This is a genomic window from uncultured Marinobacter sp., assembly GCF_947488835.1.
Classification (GTDB): Bacteria; Pseudomonadota; Gammaproteobacteria; order Pseudomonadales; family Oleiphilaceae; genus Marinobacter.
This window is the reverse complement of the sequence record NZ_CANLBK010000001.1, coordinates 1061122-1081658: the sequence shown is the minus strand read 5'-3', so window position 1 is coordinate 1081658 and position 20537 is coordinate 1061122. Positions and strand designations below refer to the sequence as shown.

General features: G+C 54.0%; 18 protein-coding genes. 11 read left to right on the top strand and 7 right to left on the bottom strand.

The features are described from left to right. Positions 1-5 precede the first annotated feature (5 nt). Positions 6-224, top strand: coding sequence for a hypothetical protein (locus tag Q0824_RS05020; protein ID WP_298448082.1), 219 nt, complete (start codon positions 6-8; stop codon positions 222-224). Between the two features lie 105 nt (positions 225-329). On the opposite strand, the gene Q0824_RS05015 is transcribed toward Q0824_RS05020, so the two are convergent. From Q0824_RS05015 to Q0824_RS05005, 3 genes are all read right to left on the bottom strand, one after another. After that, positions 330-950 (bottom strand): hypothetical protein, encoded by a 621-nt coding sequence (locus Q0824_RS05015; protein WP_298448081.1) that lies wholly within the window; start codon positions 948-950, stop codon positions 330-332. A 72-nt stretch (positions 951-1022) separates the two neighbouring features. Further along, positions 1023-2516: an amidase gene (locus tag Q0824_RS05010; RefSeq protein ID WP_298448080.1), complete on the bottom strand. Its 1494-nt coding sequence runs from the start codon at positions 2514-2516 to the stop codon at positions 1023-1025. Positions 2517-2534: 18 nt separating this feature from the next. Continuing rightward, positions 2535-3542 (bottom strand): hypothetical protein, encoded by a 1008-nt coding sequence (locus Q0824_RS05005; protein ID WP_298448079.1) that lies wholly within the window; start codon positions 3540-3542, stop codon positions 2535-2537. Positions 3543-3715: 173 nt separating this feature from the next. Here Q0824_RS05005 and Q0824_RS05000 point away from each other — a divergent pair, with 173 nt between their 5' ends. Together Q0824_RS05000 and Q0824_RS04995 are read left to right on the top strand one after the other, a co-directional pair. After that, positions 3716-5470 carry an autotransporter assembly complex family protein gene (locus Q0824_RS05000; RefSeq protein ID WP_298448078.1) on the top strand — a complete coding sequence of 585 codons (1755 nt, stop codon included), beginning with the start codon at positions 3716-3718 and terminating at the stop codon, positions 5468-5470. Continuing rightward, positions 5467-9258, top strand: a complete 3792-nt coding sequence (locus Q0824_RS04995; RefSeq protein ID WP_298448077.1) for a translocation/assembly module TamB domain-containing protein — start codon at positions 5467-5469, stop codon at positions 9256-9258. The genes Q0824_RS05000 and Q0824_RS04995 overlap by 4 nt, the downstream gene beginning before the upstream one ends. 2 nt (positions 9259-9260) lie before the next feature. Here Q0824_RS04995 and Q0824_RS04990 read toward each other — a convergent pair whose 3' ends face one another. Both Q0824_RS04990 and Q0824_RS04985 read right to left on the bottom strand, forming a co-directional pair. Continuing rightward, positions 9261-10022: a type 1 glutamine amidotransferase gene (locus tag Q0824_RS04990; protein WP_298448076.1), complete on the bottom strand. Its 762-nt coding sequence runs from the start codon at positions 10020-10022 to the stop codon at positions 9261-9263. Next, complete coding sequence (locus Q0824_RS04985) at positions 10015-11016, bottom strand: amidoligase family protein (RefSeq protein WP_298448075.1); 1002 nt, start codon at positions 11014-11016, stop codon at positions 10015-10017. The genes Q0824_RS04990 and Q0824_RS04985 overlap by 8 nt, the downstream gene beginning before the upstream one ends. 228 nt (positions 11017-11244) lie before the next feature. Here Q0824_RS04985 and lexA point away from each other — a divergent pair, with 228 nt between their 5' ends. Further along, entirely contained in the window at positions 11245-11853 is a 609-nt protein-coding gene (lexA, locus tag Q0824_RS04980; RefSeq protein WP_298448074.1) for a transcriptional repressor LexA, read from the top strand. 45 nt (positions 11854-11898) lie between these two features. Next, a complete protein-coding gene (locus Q0824_RS04975; RefSeq protein WP_298448072.1) occupies positions 11899-12390 on the top strand; it encodes a SulA-like leucine-rich domain-containing protein in 492 nt (163 codons plus the stop codon). Between the two features lie 8 nt (positions 12391-12398). Here the strand turns inward: Q0824_RS04975 and Q0824_RS04970 are convergent, their stop codons facing one another. Both Q0824_RS04970 and Q0824_RS04965 read right to left on the bottom strand, forming a co-directional pair. After that, complete coding sequence (locus tag Q0824_RS04970; protein ID WP_298448070.1) at positions 12399-12659, bottom strand: hypothetical protein; 261 nt, start codon at positions 12657-12659, stop codon at positions 12399-12401. A 50-nt stretch (positions 12660-12709) separates the two neighbouring features. Then, complete coding sequence (locus tag Q0824_RS04965) at positions 12710-13210, bottom strand: DUF6586 family protein (protein ID WP_298448068.1); 501 nt, start codon at positions 13208-13210, stop codon at positions 12710-12712. 178 nt (positions 13211-13388) lie between these two features. Here Q0824_RS04965 and Q0824_RS04960 point away from each other — a divergent pair, with 178 nt between their 5' ends. The 6 genes from Q0824_RS04960 to fliE all read left to right on the top strand — a co-directional run bounded on the left by Q0824_RS04960 (position 13389) and on the right by fliE (position 20531). Then, positions 13389-14747 (top strand): DUF1329 domain-containing protein, encoded by a 1359-nt coding sequence (locus Q0824_RS04960; RefSeq protein WP_366521628.1) that lies wholly within the window; start codon positions 13389-13391, stop codon positions 14745-14747. 90 nt (positions 14748-14837) lie between these two features. Next, on the top strand, positions 14838-15191 hold the full coding sequence (locus Q0824_RS04955; RefSeq protein ID WP_298448064.1) for an SOS cell division inhibitor: 354 nt from the start codon (positions 14838-14840) through the stop codon (positions 15189-15191). 71 nt (positions 15192-15262) lie between these two features. Next, positions 15263-16714, top strand: coding sequence for a sigma-54 dependent transcriptional regulator (locus Q0824_RS04950; RefSeq protein WP_298448062.1), 1452 nt, complete (start codon positions 15263-15265; stop codon positions 16712-16714). A 369-nt stretch (positions 16715-17083) separates the two neighbouring features. After that, on the top strand, positions 17084-18346 hold the full coding sequence (locus tag Q0824_RS04945; RefSeq protein WP_298448060.1) for an ATP-binding protein: 1263 nt from the start codon (positions 17084-17086) through the stop codon (positions 18344-18346). 12 nt (positions 18347-18358) lie between these two features. After that, positions 18359-19822, top strand: coding sequence for a sigma-54 dependent transcriptional regulator (locus tag Q0824_RS04940; RefSeq protein ID WP_298448058.1), 1464 nt, complete (start codon positions 18359-18361; stop codon positions 19820-19822). A 340-nt stretch (positions 19823-20162) separates the two neighbouring features. Further along, positions 20163-20531 carry a flagellar hook-basal body complex protein FliE gene (gene fliE, locus Q0824_RS04935; protein ID WP_298448056.1) on the top strand — a complete coding sequence of 123 codons (369 nt, stop codon included), beginning with the start codon at positions 20163-20165 and terminating at the stop codon, positions 20529-20531. The last annotated feature ends 6 nt before the right edge of the window (positions 20532-20537 follow it).

Below are 20537 nucleotides of genomic sequence, written 5' to 3'. Positions count from 1 at the left end.
GTATTATGAGCGACGCAGAAACCAGAGAATGTGAGCGTCTTGCCTTTGTAGCGGGGCGGGATGGTGTACCTGCTGCTTTGGCATTTGCTCAGCAAGGTTTCCAGCAATACAGCGCAGCTATACGTGAAGCGGAATCGGGTGGTAATCAATATGGCGCTGCGTATCGAGACAGTTTGAACGCGTCAATTGTTGTCTATCAATCGTATATTGAAAAAAACGAGTAAGCAGTAAGAGCAGGAACCTCTGAATAGCAAGGCCGAAGTCGGTGGCATTATTCAGAGGTTCTCTACTATTCGCTTAACGCAGCGTGTTGCTGCGCCGATTGAACGTCAGGGCTGAAATCGTGGCGCCAAGATGTCTCGCTCCAGATATATCTGCTCCGACAAGCTGAAATCAAGGCTTTTAAGTTCGTCATACAGCCTGCGCCATGAGCGGCAGGCGGCTTCGGGAGCTGTGTATTTGCCGGTTAGTTCTCTCAGCCCGCGAAGTTGCAGTTTAAGAAGATCATGCTGCAGACAGCAGAGCTTACCGCCTTCTTGATGTTGAATGTGATTGGTCAGTATTTGCTCAACCTGTTTCACCGACCGGGTTATTCCCAGAGGTACGCCCGGAGTTGCCCGGTGTACGGCTTCAATTTTTCTCGCCAGGCGGTGCAGGGCAGGCAACTGCTGAAGGTGAACGTCGTAATATTCAGTGTTCAGCAGTTCCAGTAGTGTCTCTGTTTCCATTTTCTCCAGCGGCTTGTGTTCCATACACACATCGAACAGTTCTCTGCATAAGGTTTTCCCCGGTATACCCGCTTGCGCTGCAGCTTCCTGCACAGTCTTGTTGTGATCGTTACTCACATCAAGACTGTGGCTTTGAAACACGGAGGATGTTTCCGGACATTGTTTGACCATGCCGCCAATGGTTGTTTCGTTGCAGTTTCCAAGAATGCTTTGGTATCTCATGACTCACCTCCCATCTATCGTTAACAAACATAATAGATGAATGTTTAAAAAGTGCAATGAGAATGATACTTATTAGCGGGCTTTCTGGCCCTGGAAACCGTTCGGAACCTCAAATCCTGCCAGCCCGGCCTCTTCAAGCAAGCGTGCGAAGCCAATGGTGGTCAGGTCCATGCCCGGCGCTCCGATCACCTGAACGTTAAACGGCAGCCCTTCTCTGGTGCGCCCGATGGGAACGGACGTGGCTGGTAAACCGAGAAGCGTGGCGAACGCAATCCAGCAAAACTGATCCATGTAGGCGCGGGGTTGTCCGGCAACGGTAATGCGACGTTTGAACACGGGGTTGGAATGATCATGCCGGATAGCAGCCGTAGGGGTTATGGGCGTTAGAAGCACATCTATTTCCTGAAACAAGGCTTCAATTTCGACTCGCATTTTCTCCCGCGCTTCGCTCATGGCCATCCATTGGTAGGCGGGCTGGTTTGCGCCACGGCCGTACTCGCCAATGAAGGGTGTCATGGGGCCAAAGAAGGTAAGCCACTTTTCCAGCCGGGCGATCCATTTTAACTGGCGACGCTGGGCAGGTTTTAACGACGTGCTTAGCAGGCTGCCCAGCAGATTGAAGTAGGAGGGTAGTATGTGCTCAAGGATCAAAAGGGGGTGTCTGGCGTCTGATACAAGAGCGCCTTTGTCGGCAAGCTGTTTGCCTAACGCTCGGTAGCCGTCGGTCAGTTCCTTTTCTACCGGGCACAGGGTGTCTTCGAGCCATAGCCCGACCCGCGCCTGCGTCAGGGTTTCCAAGCGTGAGGGCATCATCTCCAGCTGCCAGCTCCGGCTATCAACTGGCTTTGGGCCAGCAATAACCTTCAAAAGCAGTTCGAGATCCCTCGCATTCCGGGCGAGAGGCCCTCCTTCTGCCAGATCCGGTTGCGATTGCGTGCCTGGGGGCCCGGGAATGTGCCCGCGAAAGGACACCAATGTACGCGACGGCTTGTGCCCGAATACGCCGCAAAAATGCGCTGGAATACGAATGGAGCCTGCCAGATCGCTACCCACTTCCAAAGGTGTCATCCCTGCTGCCAAGGCCGCAGCTGCGCCACCTGAGGAGCCGCCCGGCGTGTGGGCAGGGTTATGTGGATTGTTAGTTACGCCAAACAGCTTGTTGTAGCTTTGCAGGTCGGTGGCATAAACCGGCACGTTGGTTTTGCCCAGAATAATAGCGCCAGCCTCTTCCAGGCGTTGCACTACATCGGCATGGTGCTCAGGCTTGTGGTCGCGCAGCGCGCTGGCGCCGGCAGTGCAAGCCATCCCGGTTACTTCCCAGGTGTCTTTCACAGTCATGGGCAGGCCAAGCAATGGGCCAACCTCCATGCCCGCCGCTCGCTTTTGGTCGGACTGTCGCGCCTGCTCAAGCGCGCGAGCTTCGTCGAGCGTAACAATGGCGTTTACTGAAGGGTTGTGTTGGCGGATTTGTGCGAGTAGGTCAGTCACCAGCTTTTCGCTGCTCAGGGTGCCGGCTTCAAGTTGTGCAAGCAGCACGTGGGCTGGCTGATAATGCAATGGATCCATGTTTCTTCTCTTATTATATTAAGGGAGCTGCTCTCGCCAGCGTTTGACTTTGACCTGACCTTTGATGGCTTCAATAATTTCGACAATCAGCGCGATCAGCGCTTCGTTTCTTTCCTCAACGCTGTCTGCTTCTCCTGGCCCGCGAATAAAGGCGTTCACTATATCTTCAATAAACGCATGGTTTGCAGAAGAGGCCAGGTCTTCCAGAATTTGCTGGATAACGTTGGCTACAATATCCCCCACTGCTTCCTCAAGGGTTTCCTGAATGGTTGAGCCCACTATCGGCAGGTATTTGAGCCGTGACAGTTCCACGTTCTGTTTCAGCGCATGGTCAACGCGGTCTTCAAGGTAATTTCTGAGTGCGCCGCGGTTGGGTACATAACCTTCCTTGGCAGCTTGGGCAACCCGCTGGGAGATCCATCCAGACAGCATCTCTCGTCGCGGGTACAGAATATCGTTTTGAACCTTCTCAAAAAGCGGCGAGCCCAGAGTAATTTCGTGTTGCACACCACTCAGAACCTTGCCGACGATACGGTCAGAAAGTTCTTCCATAAAAGCTTCGTAGTAGAAGTTGACGAAGCGATAAATTCCGGTGTTGGTAACATCAATGATCTTGTGCTGATGCAGGCGGTGCACAATGGACACGATTCGCAAAATCCTCAGGAACCGCAAGCTGCCTACAGGTATACAACCCACCAGATCATACCAGTGGATGAAGGGGTAAAAGTACCAGCGGTCGTACACTTTGGCCTTGATTGCATAGCCCCAGCGCAGGGAAAACTCAGCCAGAAACACCGCAACGAACATGGCGTCGTAGAATATGAAGTTTTCGTGGATTGGGTGGTAGGCCGCCTGAAAGGCGGGGAGATGCTCTTTTAACACATTCTGGATAGCGACGAAGTTATAGACAGAATCCCAGATAATAAACGCGAGGTTGATGATGATCAGTCCCAGCATCAGGAAATCGATAATCAGCCAGGTGATCTGGTGACTGGACTTGAGATTCTCGCGGTTAATTTTCAGCATTCGCGGGTGTCCGTCCTCTATGGTGTAATAGCGTTCGCAGGTATTTCGACAGGTTAGCGCATTTGCGCCGGGTCGACGACTTGTCTGAGCGCGGATTAACTTGACCACCCGTCGTTAAACTCTCACGCTTGAGCGATAATCACTTCCGTTACGAGCAACACTGAAACAGCCGGATGCTATCACTTGATCACATTTTGAAATCGGGACAGATCCGGCTGCTGGGCCTGCTGCTTTTGCTGTGGTCTTCCACGGGCATGGCTCAACAGGTTGAAGTGCGAGTCAAAGGAGACTATCCCGGTCTTAAGGAAAATGCCGAAGCCTTCATTGGCGAGGTGGAGGGCCGCAGTGCCGGTAACCTTCGACGCTATGCCTCTACGGCGGTTAGCCAGGCTCGCAAAGGGCTGCGAGCACTAGGCTATTACAGCCCAATTGTGGACTGGCAGGTAGATGAGGGGGATTCCGAAGAAACGGCGCATCTGACTCTGGAGATAACACCTGGCGACCCGGTTCGTATCAAGACCCGTACCGTTGAAATCCGCGGGGCTGCATCGACCGACCGGCGTTTTACCGACAACCTGCCTGTCCATCCTGCCGAAGGCGACATATTGAACCACGGCGACTACAGCAATCTCAGGAATATCCTGCAAACCCGCGCCCGGCGCAGGGGTTACTTTGATGGCCGGCTTGTTACCCGTAGCCTGGAAGTGAACCCGGAAACCCTGGAGGCTAACATCACTCTGGTGTTCGAAAGCGGCGACCGGTACCGGCTGGGGGCGGTTACCTTTGAAGATGGGCACTGGTTCGAAAGTGACCTCCTTCACGATTTTGTTACGTTTGAGCCGGGCATTCCGTATCACGCCGATGAAATTGCAAAGCTCAACAGCGACCTGCTCAGTAGTGGCTACTTCTCAGGTGTAGACATTGATGCGGCCCCCTCGAGCGCAGAGGATGGTGTCATCCCCGTTCGCATCAGTCTGACCCGCCGGGATGGCCGCTCCATTGCCACAGGCCTCGGATTTTCCACAGACGTGGGGCCGCGCTTCAGGGCTACTTGGCGGGAGCACTGGATCAATCCGATGGGGCACACCCGCGGTGCAGAAACTGAACTATCGGAGCCAAGGCAGAACCTGAGCACCTGGTATGAGCTGCCGCTGGACCCGCCCATGACCGACCTCATTCGTTTTACGGCGGGCTACCAGCGTGAAGATATCGAGAATATCGAATCAGAGCTGCTGACGTTTGGGCAGCAATGGCAGCATCAGCTGGATAATGAATGGTTGCAGGTCCTGTCTTTGAGTTGGGAGGGAGAGCGCTTCAGCATTGGCGATGATGAACAGGATACGAGTACGCTGCTGCTGCCGGGGCTTGGCTACTCCAAGTTGCACGTTAACTCGCCCCTGGATCCCAGCAAAGGGTATCGTTTGCAGATTAACGTTACTGGCTCCCACAGAGCAGCTCTTTCCAGCGTGGATATTCTGCACGTGAATGCCGTTGCCAAGGGGCTCTATACGCTTGCCGGAAAACACCGGTTTTTGTCACGGCTTCAGATCGGTGGTGTAGGGACAAACCAGTTTGAAGATGTGCCGCCTTCTTTGCGATTCTTCGCAGGTGGTGACCAGAGTGTGCGCGGTTATGGCTACCAGACGCTCTCGCCGGAAAATGATAGCGGCGTTCCGGAGGGTGGACGCTACACGGTGGTGGGTAGCGCTGAATACCAGTATCAGTTTGCGCAAAAGTGGCGAGCCGCTGTTTTCGTTGACCATGGCAACGCAGTGAATGACCTGTTCGACCCTCTTGCCACCGGCGTCGGCGCTGGTATTCGCTGGATCAGCCCCCTGGGGCCTTTGCGTTTGGACCTTGCCAAGGGCTTGAATCCTGAATTTGGTGGTGAGTGGCGGATTCACTTCTCAATGGGGCCTGAGTTGTGACGGAACTGGAAAAAAACAATAAAGACAACGGTGCTGACGCTCCGCCTAAACCTCTGCGCAAGCGAACGAGCCGCCTTCGATTCTGGATAGTGTTACTTCTGGGTTTGTTTGTACTTCTTCCGATAGTTTTGGTTGCTGCGGTATTGCTCGCGCTGCGCTCAGAAACAGGCACCGCCTGGGTTATTGACCAGGTGCCGGGGCTTGAAGCCGTGAACGACCAAGGCTCCCTGTTCGGAACCTGGCAAGCAGACCGAATCGAGTGGCACGGCTATGGGGTGGATGTGAGGGTTCAAGCCCCTCTGATAGACTGGTCACCCTCCTGTCTTTTTGATCTGCAGCTTTGCCTTGAAACCCTGCATCTGGAACAGCTGGACGTTAATGTGCAGCCTTCGGACGATCAGCAGAGCTCCCCGGAGGACATCAGCTTGCCGCGGCTTGAGTTGCCACTTGGACTCAGGGTAAGTGATGTGCGGCTAGGCACGTTTACCTTCAATGGCAGCAAAGTGTGGGACAGATTCGAGCTTGATTCCAAGGGTTCCGGTACGGACTGGACGCTTGAACGGGTTTACTACGAGCGTGATGAATACACAGTGGTGGCCTCTGGTCGTGTTGAAACACGACGGGACTGGCCCGTAAATCTTGACGTTAGCGCTTCACTGCCGCCGCCCTATGGCACGGACTGGGTGATTGATCTGGTGTTGTCTGGGAGTGTAAGGGATCTTGCAGTTACGGGTCAGAGCCGCGGTTATTTGAATGCTGCGTTGGAAGGCAAGGTAGAGCCTCTGGCAGCCAGCCTGCCAGCGCGCTTACGGGTAACCTCTGAATCTTTCCGGGCGGTGGAGGCTTTGCCAGACACTCTGGTGCTGAAAAACTGGTTTGCGGAGGCTCAAGGCAACTTGCAAAGCGGATTCAGGACGAAAGGCCAGGCCACGTTGCCAGGTACCGAAGGGCCTGTTGAGTTGAAGCTGGCGGGACTGGTTACAACCGCTAACGCCAAAGACATACGTCTGGCGCTGACGGCAGTCAGTAAAGACGCGAAGAGCCCGGCAGAAAGCTCACCCAAAACGGTCGTAGTGACCGGTAGCACCCAGTGGCAGGGCGGCTTGAGTGCGGAAGCAGACATACAGCTCCGGCAGTTTCCCTGGTATTCGCTGATTGCCGGCTTGGAAAAGCCGCCGGTTGATCTGCGCAGGCTCGATGGGAACGCCTCATGGCGTGACGGGCGTTATCAGGCAAACCTCACCGCCGAAGTGGATAGCTCCCAAGGCAGTACAGAGTTGGCGGCCGCGGTTGATGGCGACACTTCCCAGGTCCGGTTGACCGAGCTCTCAGCGGTTACCGAGGCAGGCTCACTCTCTGGCGAGGGCGCTGTCAGGTTTGCTGGACCGCTGAGTTGGCAAGCGGCGCTGGAACTGGAGAACTTTAATCCCGGCTATTGGGCTCCGTTTCTGGAAGCGAGTCTCAGCGGTGGTGTTACCACAGAGGGTCAGCTTACTGATGGCCCTGTCCCTGATATGACGGCCAGTTGGGACCTTGCGGGACAATGGCGCGCCAGCCCCACGGTGATTGCAGGCCGCCTTGATACTTCAAGCGGTGACTGGGACGTTCCGGAACTGAAACTGGTTATTGGTGATAACCGTGTTGAAGGTAGCGGGCGTTTGGGTAATCAATTAACAGCCAGTCTTAACCTTATGCTGACGGAGCCGGAGAAAATTTTGCCGGGCCTTGGTGGGCAAGCCGATCTTCAGCTACGGCTTGCCGGTACACCCGATGACCCGCGAGGAACCTTGACGGCCAGCGCAACCGAACTGCGCTGGCAAGACCTGCTGGTTGTTGAAACTCTCAATGTAAATGCACAGTTGGACGAGGGATTCCGCCTCAACAGTGAGGTACAGGGGAAAGGTCTTTCCGTCGGTGGGCAAACTATTGAGTCAGTAGCCGTGAAGGCGCAAGGTACCCAAGGGGGGCATACGGTCACTCTTGATGCTCAGCATGAGGAAGCAAGGCTGCAGCTGGATTTCAAAGGTTCGGCTACGGGTGGCTGGAAAGGCTGGGAGGGCGAGCTTGCGCGCGGTGTGATTGATGTGCCGGGGCAGGAGCAGAGTTGGAAGCTGGAAGCGCCCGCCGGGCTTGTCTATGAAGAAAACGGTGAACTCAATTTTGCTGCACATTGTTGGCGCTGGCAGCAAAGCTCGGTATGCGCTGACGACCAAACCCTGCTGCCAGTGCCTAGTGTTGCCTACCGCGTTGACAGTTTCCCGGCTGCGGCTTTGGCGCCGCTTTTGCCAGAGACCTTGCGTTGGCAATCCAGCATCAATGGCGAGATTGCCTTCACCTCTACCGATACAGGTCCGGATGGCCGGATAGTGCTTGATGCGGGCGAAGGCCGTTTCGAAATGCTGCTGGATGGCGAATGGGAAGCCTTGAGTTACACAACCCTGAGGACAGAGCTGGAACTGAAACCCGAGCAGGCAGATCTGGCCGTGCGGCTGTCGGGGCCTGAACTTGGTAATCTTTCGGTTGATATGAGCCTGGACCCTATGGCCGCAGACCGGCCAGTTGAAGGTAGGTTCAAGCTGGAAGGGCTCGATATTGCTCTGGCCGGCTTGTTTACCGGGCTAGAGGAAATTGCTGGCGAGGTTAACGGCGAGGGAACAATTTCCGGGCCCCTGATGAAACCCGCAGTGAAAGGTGAGATTGCATTGACCAATGGGCGGGTGGTAGATCCACGTTTACCGCTGCCTATGGAAGAAGTGATCGTTAGCGTTGAGCTCAACGGTTATTCCGCTGATATTCGTGGTCGAATTCATAGCAACGCCCGCAGCGAAGCCGTTATCGAGGGGGAAGTCGACTGGCAGGGGGCTCCCGGCGGCCAGATTCGCATTACCGGAGAGCGGTTACCCTTTAGCCTGGAACCCTACGCGCACGTAGAAGTGGCGCCAGATCTCACCATTGCCTTCCGTGAAAGCACGCTGAGCGTGGAAGGCCGGATTGAGGTGCCCCGAGGAAGTATCGAGATTAAAGGTCTGCCTGCTCAGGCGGTGTCCGTATCTGAAGACGAAGTGATTGTGGGCGTGGAGCAGGAGGAGCCTCTTATCCGCTCGCTGGATATGGATGTCACGGTGGTGGTCGGTGAAGATCAGGTGACTTTTAAGGCATTCGGGGTGACCGGTGATCTGGAAGGCTCTTTGCGAATCCATAACGACATGGATACAAGAGGCACACTGCAGTTGGTCAACGGCCAATACGAGGCCTATGGGCAGGAGCTTGAGCTGCGTCGGGCGCGATTACTGTTTGTTGGTAATCTGGTTCAGCCGTACCTGGATATTGAAGCGATCCGGCAGGTGGATACCGTGGTAGCGGGGATTCGATTAAGTGGGCCGGTTCAATCGCCCACAACAGAAGTGTTTTCCAGCCCTTCCATGCCGCAAACAGATGCTCTGTCTTATGTGATTCTTGGTCGCGCCCCCGGTGGGCAAAGCGACGATGGCCAAATGAGCCGTGCTGCCATTTCCCTTGGCCTGAACCAGGTAAACCGGGTGACAGGCCAGATTGGAGAAGAGTTCGGCATACGCCAGCTAACCCTGGAAGCCGAGGGCAGTGGCGATCAAACATCGGTGGTGGCCAGTGGTTACCTAACCGACGAACTCAGTGTTCGTTACGGGGTCGGAATTTTTGAGCCGATCAGTACAGTGGCGCTGCGTTATGATCTGGGCAAATACTTCTATCTGGAAGCCGCCAGCGGGCTGGCTGCATCTCTGGATATCTTCTATACCCGGGATTTCTAGCATCAATCAGTGTTGGTGGTTTCGCTTGGTGACGATTCGGTGGCTGTGCCACTCGACAAACGGGCCAGCTTGAATGACATGGCGGCCTCCAGAAATTGACCGAAGATGCGCCTGTGCCCACCGTGGTAAAGCAGGTATTCCGGGTGCCATTGAAGCCCCATAAGCCATTGCCCCCGGGTGCTTTCAATGGCTTGAACAAACAGGTCGTTATCCACCGCAGTGACCTTCAGGTTTTTACCAAGCTGCTTTATGGCCTGGCTGTGGATGCGGTTGGCGCCTATTACGGGCGCTCTCATAACCTGCCCCAGCAGGCTTGTCGTTACAAGTCGCACGGTTTGCATTGGTAGCAATAAAGGACGGTGTCTGGTGTTTACCCTCAGGGGTGTTACGTTCTGGCACAGGGAGCCACCGTGGAATATGTTGATGAACTGCGCACCCCTGCATATGCCCAGTACAGGGATTCCTATCGACTCCGCTTGCTCCAGCAGCAGCCGATCTGTGCTATCTCGTGCTTTGTCATACTTGGCGCTCACCTGAGGTTGCTGGCCATAACGTTCAGGGTGAACGTGAGTCCCGCCGGAAAGCACAAGGCCGTCAAGCAGAGATACATCCACCCTCGCGCCAGGGCGGATGTAGTAAGTGTGCGCACCCTTCAAACGAAGCGCCAGACTAATCAATCGTTGGGCAACACGCTTCCGGGCCGGGCCGCTGATACCTATGGTTAGCCCTGGCAGGCTGTCGTCAGGATCGATGTGTTCAGACATAGCCTTTGCTTTCGAGCCAGTTTGCAGAGGTTTCCTGCCAGCTTGTGGTCAGATTGCGTAAGCTGATTTTACGGCTGTCCCTGAACAGCGTGCGTAGTTCTTTCAAATCCTCAGCATGATTCGCCAGTTGTTCGACTACGACCCAGTCATTCCAGACAGTAGAAAAATGCCATTCAGGGTTGTCGATGTCACAGTCCGGAAGTCTGTAATGCAGGGTAGGCCGGCTTTTAATACGGGGGTCTTCAACGTACTCGTCGAGCAGCGACTTGTCGAGATGTGCGAACAGGGGCAATAGATCCAGCGCCCGGTTTCGGGTGGGGTTGGATTCAAGATAATCCACCATCATCTGCCGCTGATCTGGTACATAGTCGTCCTCAATCAACAGGTCAGTGTACTTGCTGCTCCACGGCTCAATATATGGCGTAAACTTTCTGCTGATATCCAGCTGATGGCGCGCCTTTAGCCATTCATATAATACTGCAAACGCCTGGTAGTAGCGCACGAGCGTTGTCGGCTTGAGATCCGGCAATTCCGGGTTGAGCTGTAAGCCGAATGCAAAATAGATCGCGTTTCTGCTACCCAGTGCACCTGCTTCCCTGAGCTCGTCGACCAAAATCTCAATCTGGCGCAAGTCTGAAAGCTCCATGGGAGGGCTGACAATTTCCAGCGGCACAATCAGTTCAGCCGCTGCGTCTATTACCTCCATTGCTTGCCCGCCAAGTTCCCTGATGGGTTGGGGTAAGCGCTCGTCTGCCAGGTCCAGATCTTTGATTGGGTCTGAGTCCAATTCGATAATAAAACGACCAAAGGGGGTTTCAAGCGTGCTTACATAGCGGGACTCTGGTTTTGACTCGCCGTTCAACAATTCCGCAGCCAGGTCTACGAGCTCATGATATCCCAGCCCGGACAATTCAATCTCCACACCCACGCGGCGCTCTTTACCGTCGGCTGTTTTGACTATGTCTGGCATGTTTAAGGTGATGGTTTGATTCATGGTTCTCTCTATGGCGGAGTGTGAGGTTTTTCACTTTATCATACTACCAAAGCACTACCAGTCAGGGAGCTTCAAGAAAATGGTGTGCGTGGCTTTACACTGGATAAAACACTGTATATAGTCATTTAACTGTATAAAAAAACAGGATGGTTGAATCACTGTATACGCCATCAAATATAAGACCCGGCTTGTATAAGCCCTGCATGCAGCAAGCGGAGCAGCGAAACAATGAAGCTGACAGCAAGACAGACTCAGGTACTGGAAATTATTCGTCGATCTGTTGACGAAACCGGTTATCCACCTACACGTGCAGAAATTGCGACAGAGATGGGTTTCCGCTCGGCGAATGCTGCAGAAGAGCACTTGCGGGCACTGGCGCGTAAAGGCGCCATCGAAATGGTTCCAGGTGCCAGCAGGGGAATCCGCTTGCCTGAAGTTGCTGAAGATCCCGGCTTGCCGGTTATCGGCCAGGTAGCTGCGGGCAGTCCTATTCTGGCGCAGGAGCACGTTGAAGAGCATTGCACACTGAAGCCGGAATTCTTCTCGCCGTCCGCTGACTATCTGCTTCGAGTCAGGGGTATGAGTATGAAGGATATCGGGATTCTTGATGGTGACCTGCTTGCTGTACACAGTACTCAGGATGTTCACAACGGCCAGGTGGTCGTGGCCCGGGTGGGTGATGAAGTGACTGTGAAGCGTTTTAAAAAAGAAGGTTCGAAAGTCTATCTGATCGCCGAAAATGAAGAGTTTTCGCCGATAGAAATCGATCTGAAAGAGCAGGAATTGTTTATTGAAGGGCTGGGTGTGGGCGTTATCCGGCGTTCCGATCTGCACTGATCGGGCCGGCATAACCACAGACGCATTGTAAAGGCGGGTAAATATATGGAACAGCTAAGCTTTAATCAGAATATTGCGTGGCAGCAGAGCGTTATGTCTGGCCTGGTACCGGAATACACAGCCCCGAAGCAGCGCACGGTTATCCGGGCTCGGCACAAGCCCGATGTGGAAAGCCCCAAGCCGGCTGGCAATGTGACGGAAATCATTCTGCCGGAAGGGCAGGTAGAGAACTTCCAGTTGCTATTGCCAATGCTGACTCAGCTGAACCAGGAGAAACGCTGGCTGGCGTGGATAGACCCGCCCCAGGCGCTGGTGAGTAAGTGGCAGAAGATGCACGGTATTGTGACCGGTGAACTGCTGGTTTTGCGCTCCACTGCGGAATACCCGGCTCGCCAGCTTGCTGAAATAGCTCTCAGTGCGGGTACCTGCCATGCAGTAGTTATGTGGACAGGGAAGCTGGGTAAAACAGCGTTTGCCTCCTTGCAGGAAGCGGCCGCTAAAGGTAACAGCCACGGGGTTGTTCTCAGGCAGCGTTGAGCCTGGTCTCAATGAAGGGTGTATGCGGGCTGGGTATCTGAAATGTCCAGCTCGTCATCGTCCCAGTCAATGTCGTGAGAGACAGTCCCGGCGGCTTCTATTCCAGCTGCAATCATGGCTTTGGCCACAGACATATCCCGATCTCCCATCATTTCACGGGCTTCATCTGAAAACGAAATTTTGACCAATGGCGCATTGTCGTCATCGATGCGCCGCAGGGCGTAATCGCCGTTGTTCAGTTGTACAATTTCAAAAAACGATGGTGACATTTCAATAACCTTTTAATGTTGAGAACCTGAAGCCCTGTGCTCGGGAGGGGTTACCACTCGCCGTGCTGCGCTTCCAGATTGTCGGTAAACTGTTTCATGGCTTTCAGCGTTCTTCTGAGAGCTAGGGCTGAACGGTCTGGCCCAAGTTCTGCTGAGACGGCAATAATGTTTTCTGAACTCACCGTCTTCCGTGTCACGGGCGGGCTGTTCTGGGCAGTCTCGAGCTGCTCAAGGTGGCTCCACCAGCTTCCGCTATCCCGCTCGAGGGCGGTAAGCAACTCAATTTCTGAGCACTCATCGCCAATAAGGCTGGCAAGGCCTGCGAGAGACAGGGGTCCGTTTGGGCGCTTCTGGTAAAGCTTGGCAATCATTACCAGCAACAATCGTTTTGCCCTCAGCAGTAGCTCGATAGAGCCTTGTGTTGCTGCTTCCTGTTGCAATTTTTGCGGTGGCGCCGAACTTTCTGTAATCGTAGTTTGGGCCGCGACATCAAGTAACGTGCTGGCAAGAAACAATTTTTGTGAAACCAGCGAATACCATTGAGAAGCCATCGAGCGCTCACCTTAATTAATCCACCATTCTACCATTTTGGTTTGCAGATTTCTTTATCCCCCTTCAGACTTGCGCCCAGGTGACAATAAAACACAATTAATGACTTGAAACGGGCGTTTGAATTTGGCAAAAAGCATGCTTCGTTTTGGGTTATTGGGTTGTCTGGAGGGGTAAGGAATGCGGAGCCGATTAGTCGCATGTATGGCAGTTTTTTTGGTCGGGTACACCGGCCAGGCGCTGTCAGCAATAACGGTAGCTGAAGCAGAACGGCTAAAACAGGATTTGACGCCGGTTGGTGCTGAGCGGGCAGGCAATGCCTCTGGCAGCATTCCCAAGTGGACAGGCGGGCTGCGTGAGGCGCCAGCAAGCTGGCGTAAGGGACAGGTTGAGATAGACCCTTTCTCTGCAGACGATACCTTGTTCGTAATCACTGCGAACAATATGCATCTCTACAAAGACAAGCTCTCTGATGGCTCGCTCAAAATGTTGAGCCAATACGGCCCAAACTTCTTTATGCCGGTTTATCAGACTCGCCGCACCGCTGCATTTCCTGAGCAGGTGTACGATAAGTTCTATGAGAATGCTCTGACTGCAGAAGTACTGGATAATGGTAACGGCGTACGCAACACGATTATGACAAGCCCGTTTCCAATCCCGAAGAGCGGGCTTGAGGTGATGTGGAACCACATTCTTCGTTACCGTGGTGAGGAAGTTTCCTTCCGGAGTGCCTCTGCGACGCCGCAGGTGGATGGCTCCTTCAACCCGGTGGTTAACCACTACGATTACTACTTCCCTTACAGCAAGGAAGGTACTGAGCTTGCAGATATAGATAACAAGATCTTCTATCTCAAGACCGATACGATTTCACCATCCACTCTGGCTGGAACAATCACGCTGGTGCATGAAACATTGGATCAGGTGCGATCCCCTCGGTTGGCTTGGCGTTACGACGCTGGATCACGGCGCCTGAGGCGCTCACCGAACCTTGCGTATGAAACAGACTTGCCAAACTCTTCGTCGCTGCGTTCTGTAGACCAGAAAGATATGTATAACGGTGCGCCAAACCAGTATGACTGGGAGCTAAAGGGCAAGCGTGAATTGTTTGTTCCTTACAATGCCTACAAGCTGCATGATGAGTCGGTTAAGCCGAGTGATGTCATCCGCCCGGGGCATGTCAATCAAGAGCTGACCCGTTACGAGCTTCACCGGGTCTGGGTTGTCGAAGCAACTCGTCGCACCGGCATCAAACACATCTACGACCGTCGTGTTTTCTACGTGGACGAAGACAGTTGGCAAATCCTGATGTCGGAAGAGTATGACGAGGCTGGTAACTTGTGGCGTGTGTCCGAAGCTCACAACATCAGCTATTACCAGGTACCAGTATTCTGGACTACCATGGAGATGACGTACGACCTCAAGGCGAAACGCTATTATATCGATGGTTTGAACAATAACTATCCTGCTTATAATTTCGAGCCCGGGTTCCGTGGCAGCGAGTTTACGGCTTCCTCAGCGAGGCGGGACGCTCGCCGCTGATTATGGTGTAAATGGTTGAGCCGCTAGCGTTTGCCGGTGGCGTGTCCCGGGTCGTTCGTATTCTATCCCTTGCTTCCAGGAGAACACGCTGTGGCCGACCCTCAAACTCCCCCTTCAACCGCACTCCAGACATACCTGGATAGCTTCGATCAGCTCATGGCAGACCTCGGTCGCGCGCTCGCCGATCAGGATTGGGACGCCTTGGTTCGGCTCAATGCACAGGTTAAGCCTGCGATAGAGCCCTTGATGACATCGCTGGAAGCCGGGCAGGCGGATCCGGAACTGGTTCGAACACGACTTGAAGAGTTGCGCCAGTTTATGGACGCAGCAGGCGAGGGCGCTACCCGCGCCAAGGCCGAAGCGGAACAGGCCTTGAAGGGCGTGAATCGAAACCGCAGTGCCGCCAAGGCTTATCAGAACGTTTCAACAACCCAACCTAAATAGCGTCATAAAATTGACTCTTCTGTGTTTACAGTCTTAAATACCGCACATATCCCCCAAAGAGATGTTTGTGAATGTCCAAAAATAACAAGGTGTTGGTGCTGAGTGAGGACGAGTCGAGGCGCCGGGATCTGGCGACTATTCTGGAGTTCATCGGCGAGGAGGAAGTTTTAACAGGCAGCGAAGCCTTGGCGCTCCTCGAATCTGGCGATGCCGGAAGCTTGGCGGACATCTCGGTTGCTGTGGTAAATGGGGAAGACCCGAACATCGTCAGCACCATTGAAAAAGTGTGCAAAGCGGTGCAGGGCGTCCCTTTCCTGATGGTTGGCGACCCTGTACTCAAAGGCCTCCCGGAAGCAGATGCCGCACGCATCATTGCTCGCATGGAATGGCCGCTGAACTACACCAAGTTTGTTGATTCGTTGTATCGCGCTCAAATATACAGCGATCAGTTCCGCCGCTCCAAGGAACGTGGTGAGCAGCGAGGCCTGCAGCTGTTTCGCAGTCTTGTTGGTACCAGTCGCAAGGTGCAGCAAGTGCGCCAGCTGATGGAGCAAGTGGCCGATAAGGATGTGAGTGTCCTGATTACCGGGCCGTCTGGCACCGGCAAAGAGGTTGTTGCCAGAAACCTTCATTATCATTCCTCCCGTCGTGACAAGCCGTTTGTGCCCGTGAACTGCGGCGCCATTCCTGCGGAGTTGCTGGAAAGCGAACTGTTCGGCCATGAAAAGGGTGCATTTACCGGCGCTATTACAGCACGGGTCGGGCGCTTCGAGATGGCGGAAGGCGGCACTCTGTTTCTGGATGAAATCGGCGATATGCCCCTGAACATGCAGGTAAAAATACTGCGCGTTTTGCAGGAACGTACGTTCGAGCGGGTTGGCAGTAACCGGACAATTTCTGCGGATGTTCGTGTTATTGCGGCCACCCACAAACACCTTGAAGATATGATTGAATCCGGTGAGTTCCGGGAAGATCTCTACTATCGCCTGAATGTTTTCCCCATTGAAGTCCCGTCACTGCGCGATCGCGTGGAAGATATTCCGCTGTTGATTAATGAGCTGATTTCTCGCATGGAGAAAGAGAAGCGCGGCTCTTTGCGAATGAATTCGGCCGCGATCATGAGTTTGTGCCGTCACGACTGGCCCGGGAACGTGCGGGAGCTTGCGAATCTGGTGGAGCGGTTAGCCATTATGCACCCCTACTCGGTAATCGGAGTGCAGGAGCTGCCGAAGAAATTCCGGTATGTGGATGACTTTGATGAGAACCGGCCCATTGAGGATTCTGGTATGCCTTCTGGTATTCCCGGGTTGGTCGGGTTGGATGCTCCGGCTTTGTTGCCAGTGAATGGCATTGATCTGAAGGATTATTTGTCGAACCTTGAGCGGCAGTTGATTCAACAGGCTTTGGATGAAGCGGGCGGAGTGGTTGCTCGGGCAGCGGAGAAGCTTAGGGTTCGGCGGACTACGTTGGTTGAGAAGGTTCGGAAGTATGGGCTTCGGGAGGAGGAATCTGAGGAGTCTTGATCTAGCCGGCATTGGTGGGTAGCGGGACTGGGGAACTCTTTTTTGAAAGTGCCGCAAAACTCGCTTTGCTCAGACAAGCGGTCCTTTAAAAAAAGAGTTCCCCAATCCCGCCTGTACATCGCAATTTGGTTCCGCGGTGCTGGATTGTTACTTGGGTTTGGATTCTGACAATAAGACGTCAAAGGTTTATGGCCTTTGGCGTTTTCTCGTTTCTGGGCGACGTAAACCCGTCGCTTGTCTTTCTTTGGTTAATTTTACTCTTTGATTTATATAATAAAAGTCTAGTTGGCACGAAGCTCGCTTTGTAACCTGCAAACGAATCATCCGAAGGGTGTGGCCCGGTATGACGGGTTAATCGGGAGTCAGGTTATGAGTCAGGCACAGTTTGTCATTCAGTCGGTGGAGCATGAGGCCCAGGCCAATGCTGCGGCGGATGCTAACGATAAGGTTAGGGCGTTGTTTCCGCAGCAGGATGATGAGGCGGTGGATTCTGCGTTGGAGATGTTTAACCAGATGTCGCGGCAGATTACCGATTCTTATCGCACGCTGGAGTCGCGGGTTAACCAGTTGTCTGGCGAATTGAGCCAAGAGTCGCTGCAGCGTCAGCAGGAACTGGAGGAGAAGGAGCAGTTGGCTGATCGGCTTTCTACTCTTTTGAAAGCTCTGCCAGCGGGTGTGGTGGTTCTGGATAGCCAGGGTGTGGTGTCCCAGAGTAATCCGGCGGCGGCGGCGTTGTTGGGTGAGCCTTTGGAAGGTGAGCGCTGGGTGGATGTGATACGCCGTTGTTTCTCGCCACGCCGGGATGATGGTCACGAGGTGTCTTTGAAAGATGGGCGCCGGGTGAGCATTGAAATCCGTACTATGGAGAACCAGCCAGGGCAGTTGATTCTGCTGACCGATCAGACCGAAACCCGTCACCTGCAATCACAGCTTGCTCACGCACAGCGGCTTTCCGCCATGGGCAAGATGGTTGCGTCGCTTGCGCACCAGATTCGCACCCCTTTGTCTGCAGCTATTCTCTACGGCGGTCACTTAACCCAGGATGATCTGGATGACGAAATGCGCCAGCGTTGTGCTTCCCGCTTGATGTCACGGCTTACGCACCTGGAGCAACAGGTGCGAGATATGTTGATTTTTGCCCGGGGCGAGACTCGTTTGGCGGAGGAGCTTTCTGCCGCAACACTTGTTTCAGCTCTGGAATCGGCACTGGAAGGCATTAAGCCCGCATCCGGCTCGGATGTAATGCTAAGGAATGATGTGCCAGTGGATTGTCGGTTGATGTGTAACCGGGATGCGTTGGTCGGCGCCTGTACCAATCTGGTGAATAACAGCCTTGAGGCTGGTGCAACCGCCGTTGCTGTCCAGGTTACGTTGGAAGCGGGCGAGATACTGATCCGTGTAATGGATAACGGCCCGGGCTTTGTCAGATCAGAAGCTGGCAGGCTGGCGGAAGCTTTTTACACAACGAAATCTCACGGAACCGGGCTTGGCCTGGCGGTTGTGCAGGCCGTTGTTAAAGCGCACCAAGGGCAGTTTTCTATTGATTCGCCAGAGCAGGGCGGCGCTATTGCAACTCTGCGCCTGCCGCTTTTGAGCAATATTTCTCGTAACCCTTCTCGTAAGACCGTTTAATCGGAGGCAGCCATGGCCAAGGCTCAGATACTGATTGTTGAAGATGACCGCGACCTGCGGGAGGCGCTGGTAACCACTCTGGAACTGGCAAAGTTTCGCGTGCGTGAAGCTGCCAATGCCCATGAGGCCTTGGTCCGGCTGGCAGAGGCGCCAGTCGATATGGTGGTTAGTGATGTAAACATGCCCGGCCTCTCCGGCCATGAACTGCTGGGAGAGGTGCAGCGCCTTTATCCAGGCTTGCCGATGATGCTGATTACCGCATACGGACAGATCAGCCATGCGGTTTCTGCCATGCAATCCGGTGCAGTGGATTATTTGGTTAAGCCCTTTGAGCCAAAAGTATTGGTTGATGCTGTCACCAAGGTGGTCGGTGGCAGTCGCCCGAAGTCTGGCGATGAACCAGTAGCTGAAGATCCGGCCAGTAAGCGCATATTCCAATTGGCAGCCAAGGTGGCTGGCAGTGATTCTACAGTAATGATTTCCGGCGAGAGCGGTACCGGTAAAGAAGTGCTGGCAAGGTACATTCACCAGCAGTCGCCCAGGGCGGAGCAGCCGTTTGTGGCCATAAATTGTGCGGCTATTCCCGAGAACATGCTTGAAGCGATTCTTTTTGGCCATGAGAAAGGTGCCTTTACCGGCGCGATAGCATCGGCGCCAGGTAAATTCGAACAAGCTAATGGTGGAACGATTTTGCTGGATGAAGTGTCAGAGATGGATCCGGCACTGCAATCCAAATTGCTTCGTGTTCTGCAAGAGCGGGAAGTGGAGCGGGTAGGTGGGCGCAAAACCATCTCATTGGATGTTCGTGTGATTGCGACCACCAACCGGGATCTCGCAGATTTTGTACGGGAAGGCCGGTTCCGGGAAGATCTTTATTACCGGCTGAGCGTATTTCCCATGCATTGGCAGCCATTGAGGGAGCGCCCGCTGGATATCCTGCCCATGGCAACTTATTTGTTGAAGAAGCACTGCCGCAAAATGAAACTGACCGGCATCAGCTTTGCTGCCGATGCCCGCAATGCACTGGCTCAGCATAGTTGGCCCGGGAATGTGCGGGAGCTCGATAATGCTATCCAGCGTTCACTGGTTCTGCATCAGGGTAACGTAATTCATGCGGGCGACCTGTGCCTCGATATGGGCACCAGCGGACGCTTCGATGGTCAGGCACTTGCATCGGCAGCCCCGGTACCGGTTGCAGCGGGTATTGAAGAGCCGTTCCTGCCACACGAGGGGCTGCCAGCGTCAGGATATCAAGAGGCAGTCGACACAGCCCCGGCAGCCGTTGAAGCTGGGTCATTGGGAGATGATCTGCGCCAGCAGGAGTTTCGTATCATTATCCAGACGCTCAAAAGCGAGCGGGGTCGCCGCAACAGGGCTGCCGAACAGTTGGGCATCAGCCCCAGAACACTGAGATACAAGTTGGCTCAGATGCGCGAGGCCGGAATAGATCTGGATGCTGAGCTGGCTATGGCGTAAACCCGATTTACCGTAGTACCCCTTCATTCGGCACCCTCTGGGTGCCTTTTTTATGCCTGCGCGCCTCATACTGTTCAATTTCGCACCAGTTCTCTGCAGGCCCCGTTCCATGGTGTTGTAGGTGACCTGTCCTTGCTGTGTTAACAATCTTATCCACAGGTATTGTGGGTAATTGAATCCTGTCAAAACTCTGTCGCGATGGACAGCCTGTCTCCAGTTGTTGCTCATAAGTTAATGTAAATTAAGGGTAAAGTAATTCTGGCCTGACCATTGCTTAGTCTTAATCAATACAGTTAGACCAGCAAGCCGGCCCCTGCAGGGGTGGTGTCAGGAGAAAGTTATGGTTCAGCGTGCCGACATCAACAGTGTTCTTTCCGATATCCGCGCACTGCGTTCGCAAATGAATCAGAACCAGCGTGTTGACCAGGATTTGTCAGTGCGTGGCCGTATCGACGGTCCGCGCCAGGTTGATCAAACCCAGGAAACATCCAGCTTTGGCAACATGCTGAGCAAGGCCGTTAACAATGTGAACGAGGTTCAGCAGGATGCCAACGCATTGCGCACGGCCTACGATATGGGCGACCCCACTGTGGATATTACCCGCGTGATGATTGCAGCCCAGAAATCCACTGTGTCTTTTGAAGCTTTAACCCAGGTACGTAACCGGGTGGTTAGAGCTTACGAAGACATCATGAATATGCCGATCTGATAACGG

Bases quoted from the DNA above. Each gene is read 5' to 3' on its own strand.
- Q0824_RS05005 (WP_298448079.1), bottom strand. From the start codon at position 3,542: ATGCTGAAAATTAACCGCGAGAATCTCAAGTCCAGTCACCAGATCACC.
- Q0824_RS04940 (WP_298448058.1), top strand. From the start codon at position 18,359: ATGGCCAAGGCTCAGATACTGATTGTTGAAGATGACCGCGACCTGCGG.
- lexA (WP_298448074.1), top strand. From the start codon at position 11,245: ATGAAGCTGACAGCAAGACAGACTCAGGTACTGGAAATTATTCGTCGA.
- Q0824_RS05010 (WP_298448080.1), bottom strand. From the start codon at position 2,516: ATGGATCCATTGCATTATCAGCCAGCCCACGTGCTGCTTGCACAACTT.
- Q0824_RS04985 (WP_298448075.1), bottom strand. From the start codon at position 11,016: ATGAATCAAACCATCACCTTAAACATGCCAGACATAGTCAAAACAGCC.
- fliE (WP_298448056.1), top strand. From the start codon at position 20,163: ATGGTTCAGCGTGCCGACATCAACAGTGTTCTTTCCGATATCCGCGCA.
- Q0824_RS04950 (WP_298448062.1), top strand. From the start codon at position 15,263: ATGTCCAAAAATAACAAGGTGTTGGTGCTGAGTGAGGACGAGTCGAGG.
- Q0824_RS04975 (WP_298448072.1), top strand. From the start codon at position 11,899: ATGGAACAGCTAAGCTTTAATCAGAATATTGCGTGGCAGCAGAGCGTT.
- Q0824_RS04990 (WP_298448076.1), bottom strand. From the start codon at position 10,022: ATGTCTGAACACATCGATCCTGACGACAGCCTGCCAGGGCTAACCATA.
- Q0824_RS05000 (WP_298448078.1), top strand. From the start codon at position 3,716: ATGCTATCACTTGATCACATTTTGAAATCGGGACAGATCCGGCTGCTG.
- Q0824_RS05020 (WP_298448082.1), top strand. From the start codon at position 6: ATGAGCGACGCAGAAACCAGAGAATGTGAGCGTCTTGCCTTTGTAGCG.
- Q0824_RS04960 (WP_366521628.1), top strand. From the start codon at position 13,389: ATGCGGAGCCGATTAGTCGCATGTATGGCAGTTTTTTTGGTCGGGTAC.
- Q0824_RS04970 (WP_298448070.1), bottom strand. From the start codon at position 12,659: ATGTCACCATCGTTTTTTGAAATTGTACAACTGAACAACGGCGATTAC.
- Q0824_RS04945 (WP_298448060.1), top strand. From the start codon at position 17,084: ATGAGTCAGGCACAGTTTGTCATTCAGTCGGTGGAGCATGAGGCCCAG.
- Q0824_RS04965 (WP_298448068.1), bottom strand. From the start codon at position 13,210: ATGGCTTCTCAATGGTATTCGCTGGTTTCACAAAAATTGTTTCTTGCC.
- Q0824_RS05015 (WP_298448081.1), bottom strand. From the start codon at position 950: ATGAGATACCAAAGCATTCTTGGAAACTGCAACGAAACAACCATTGGC.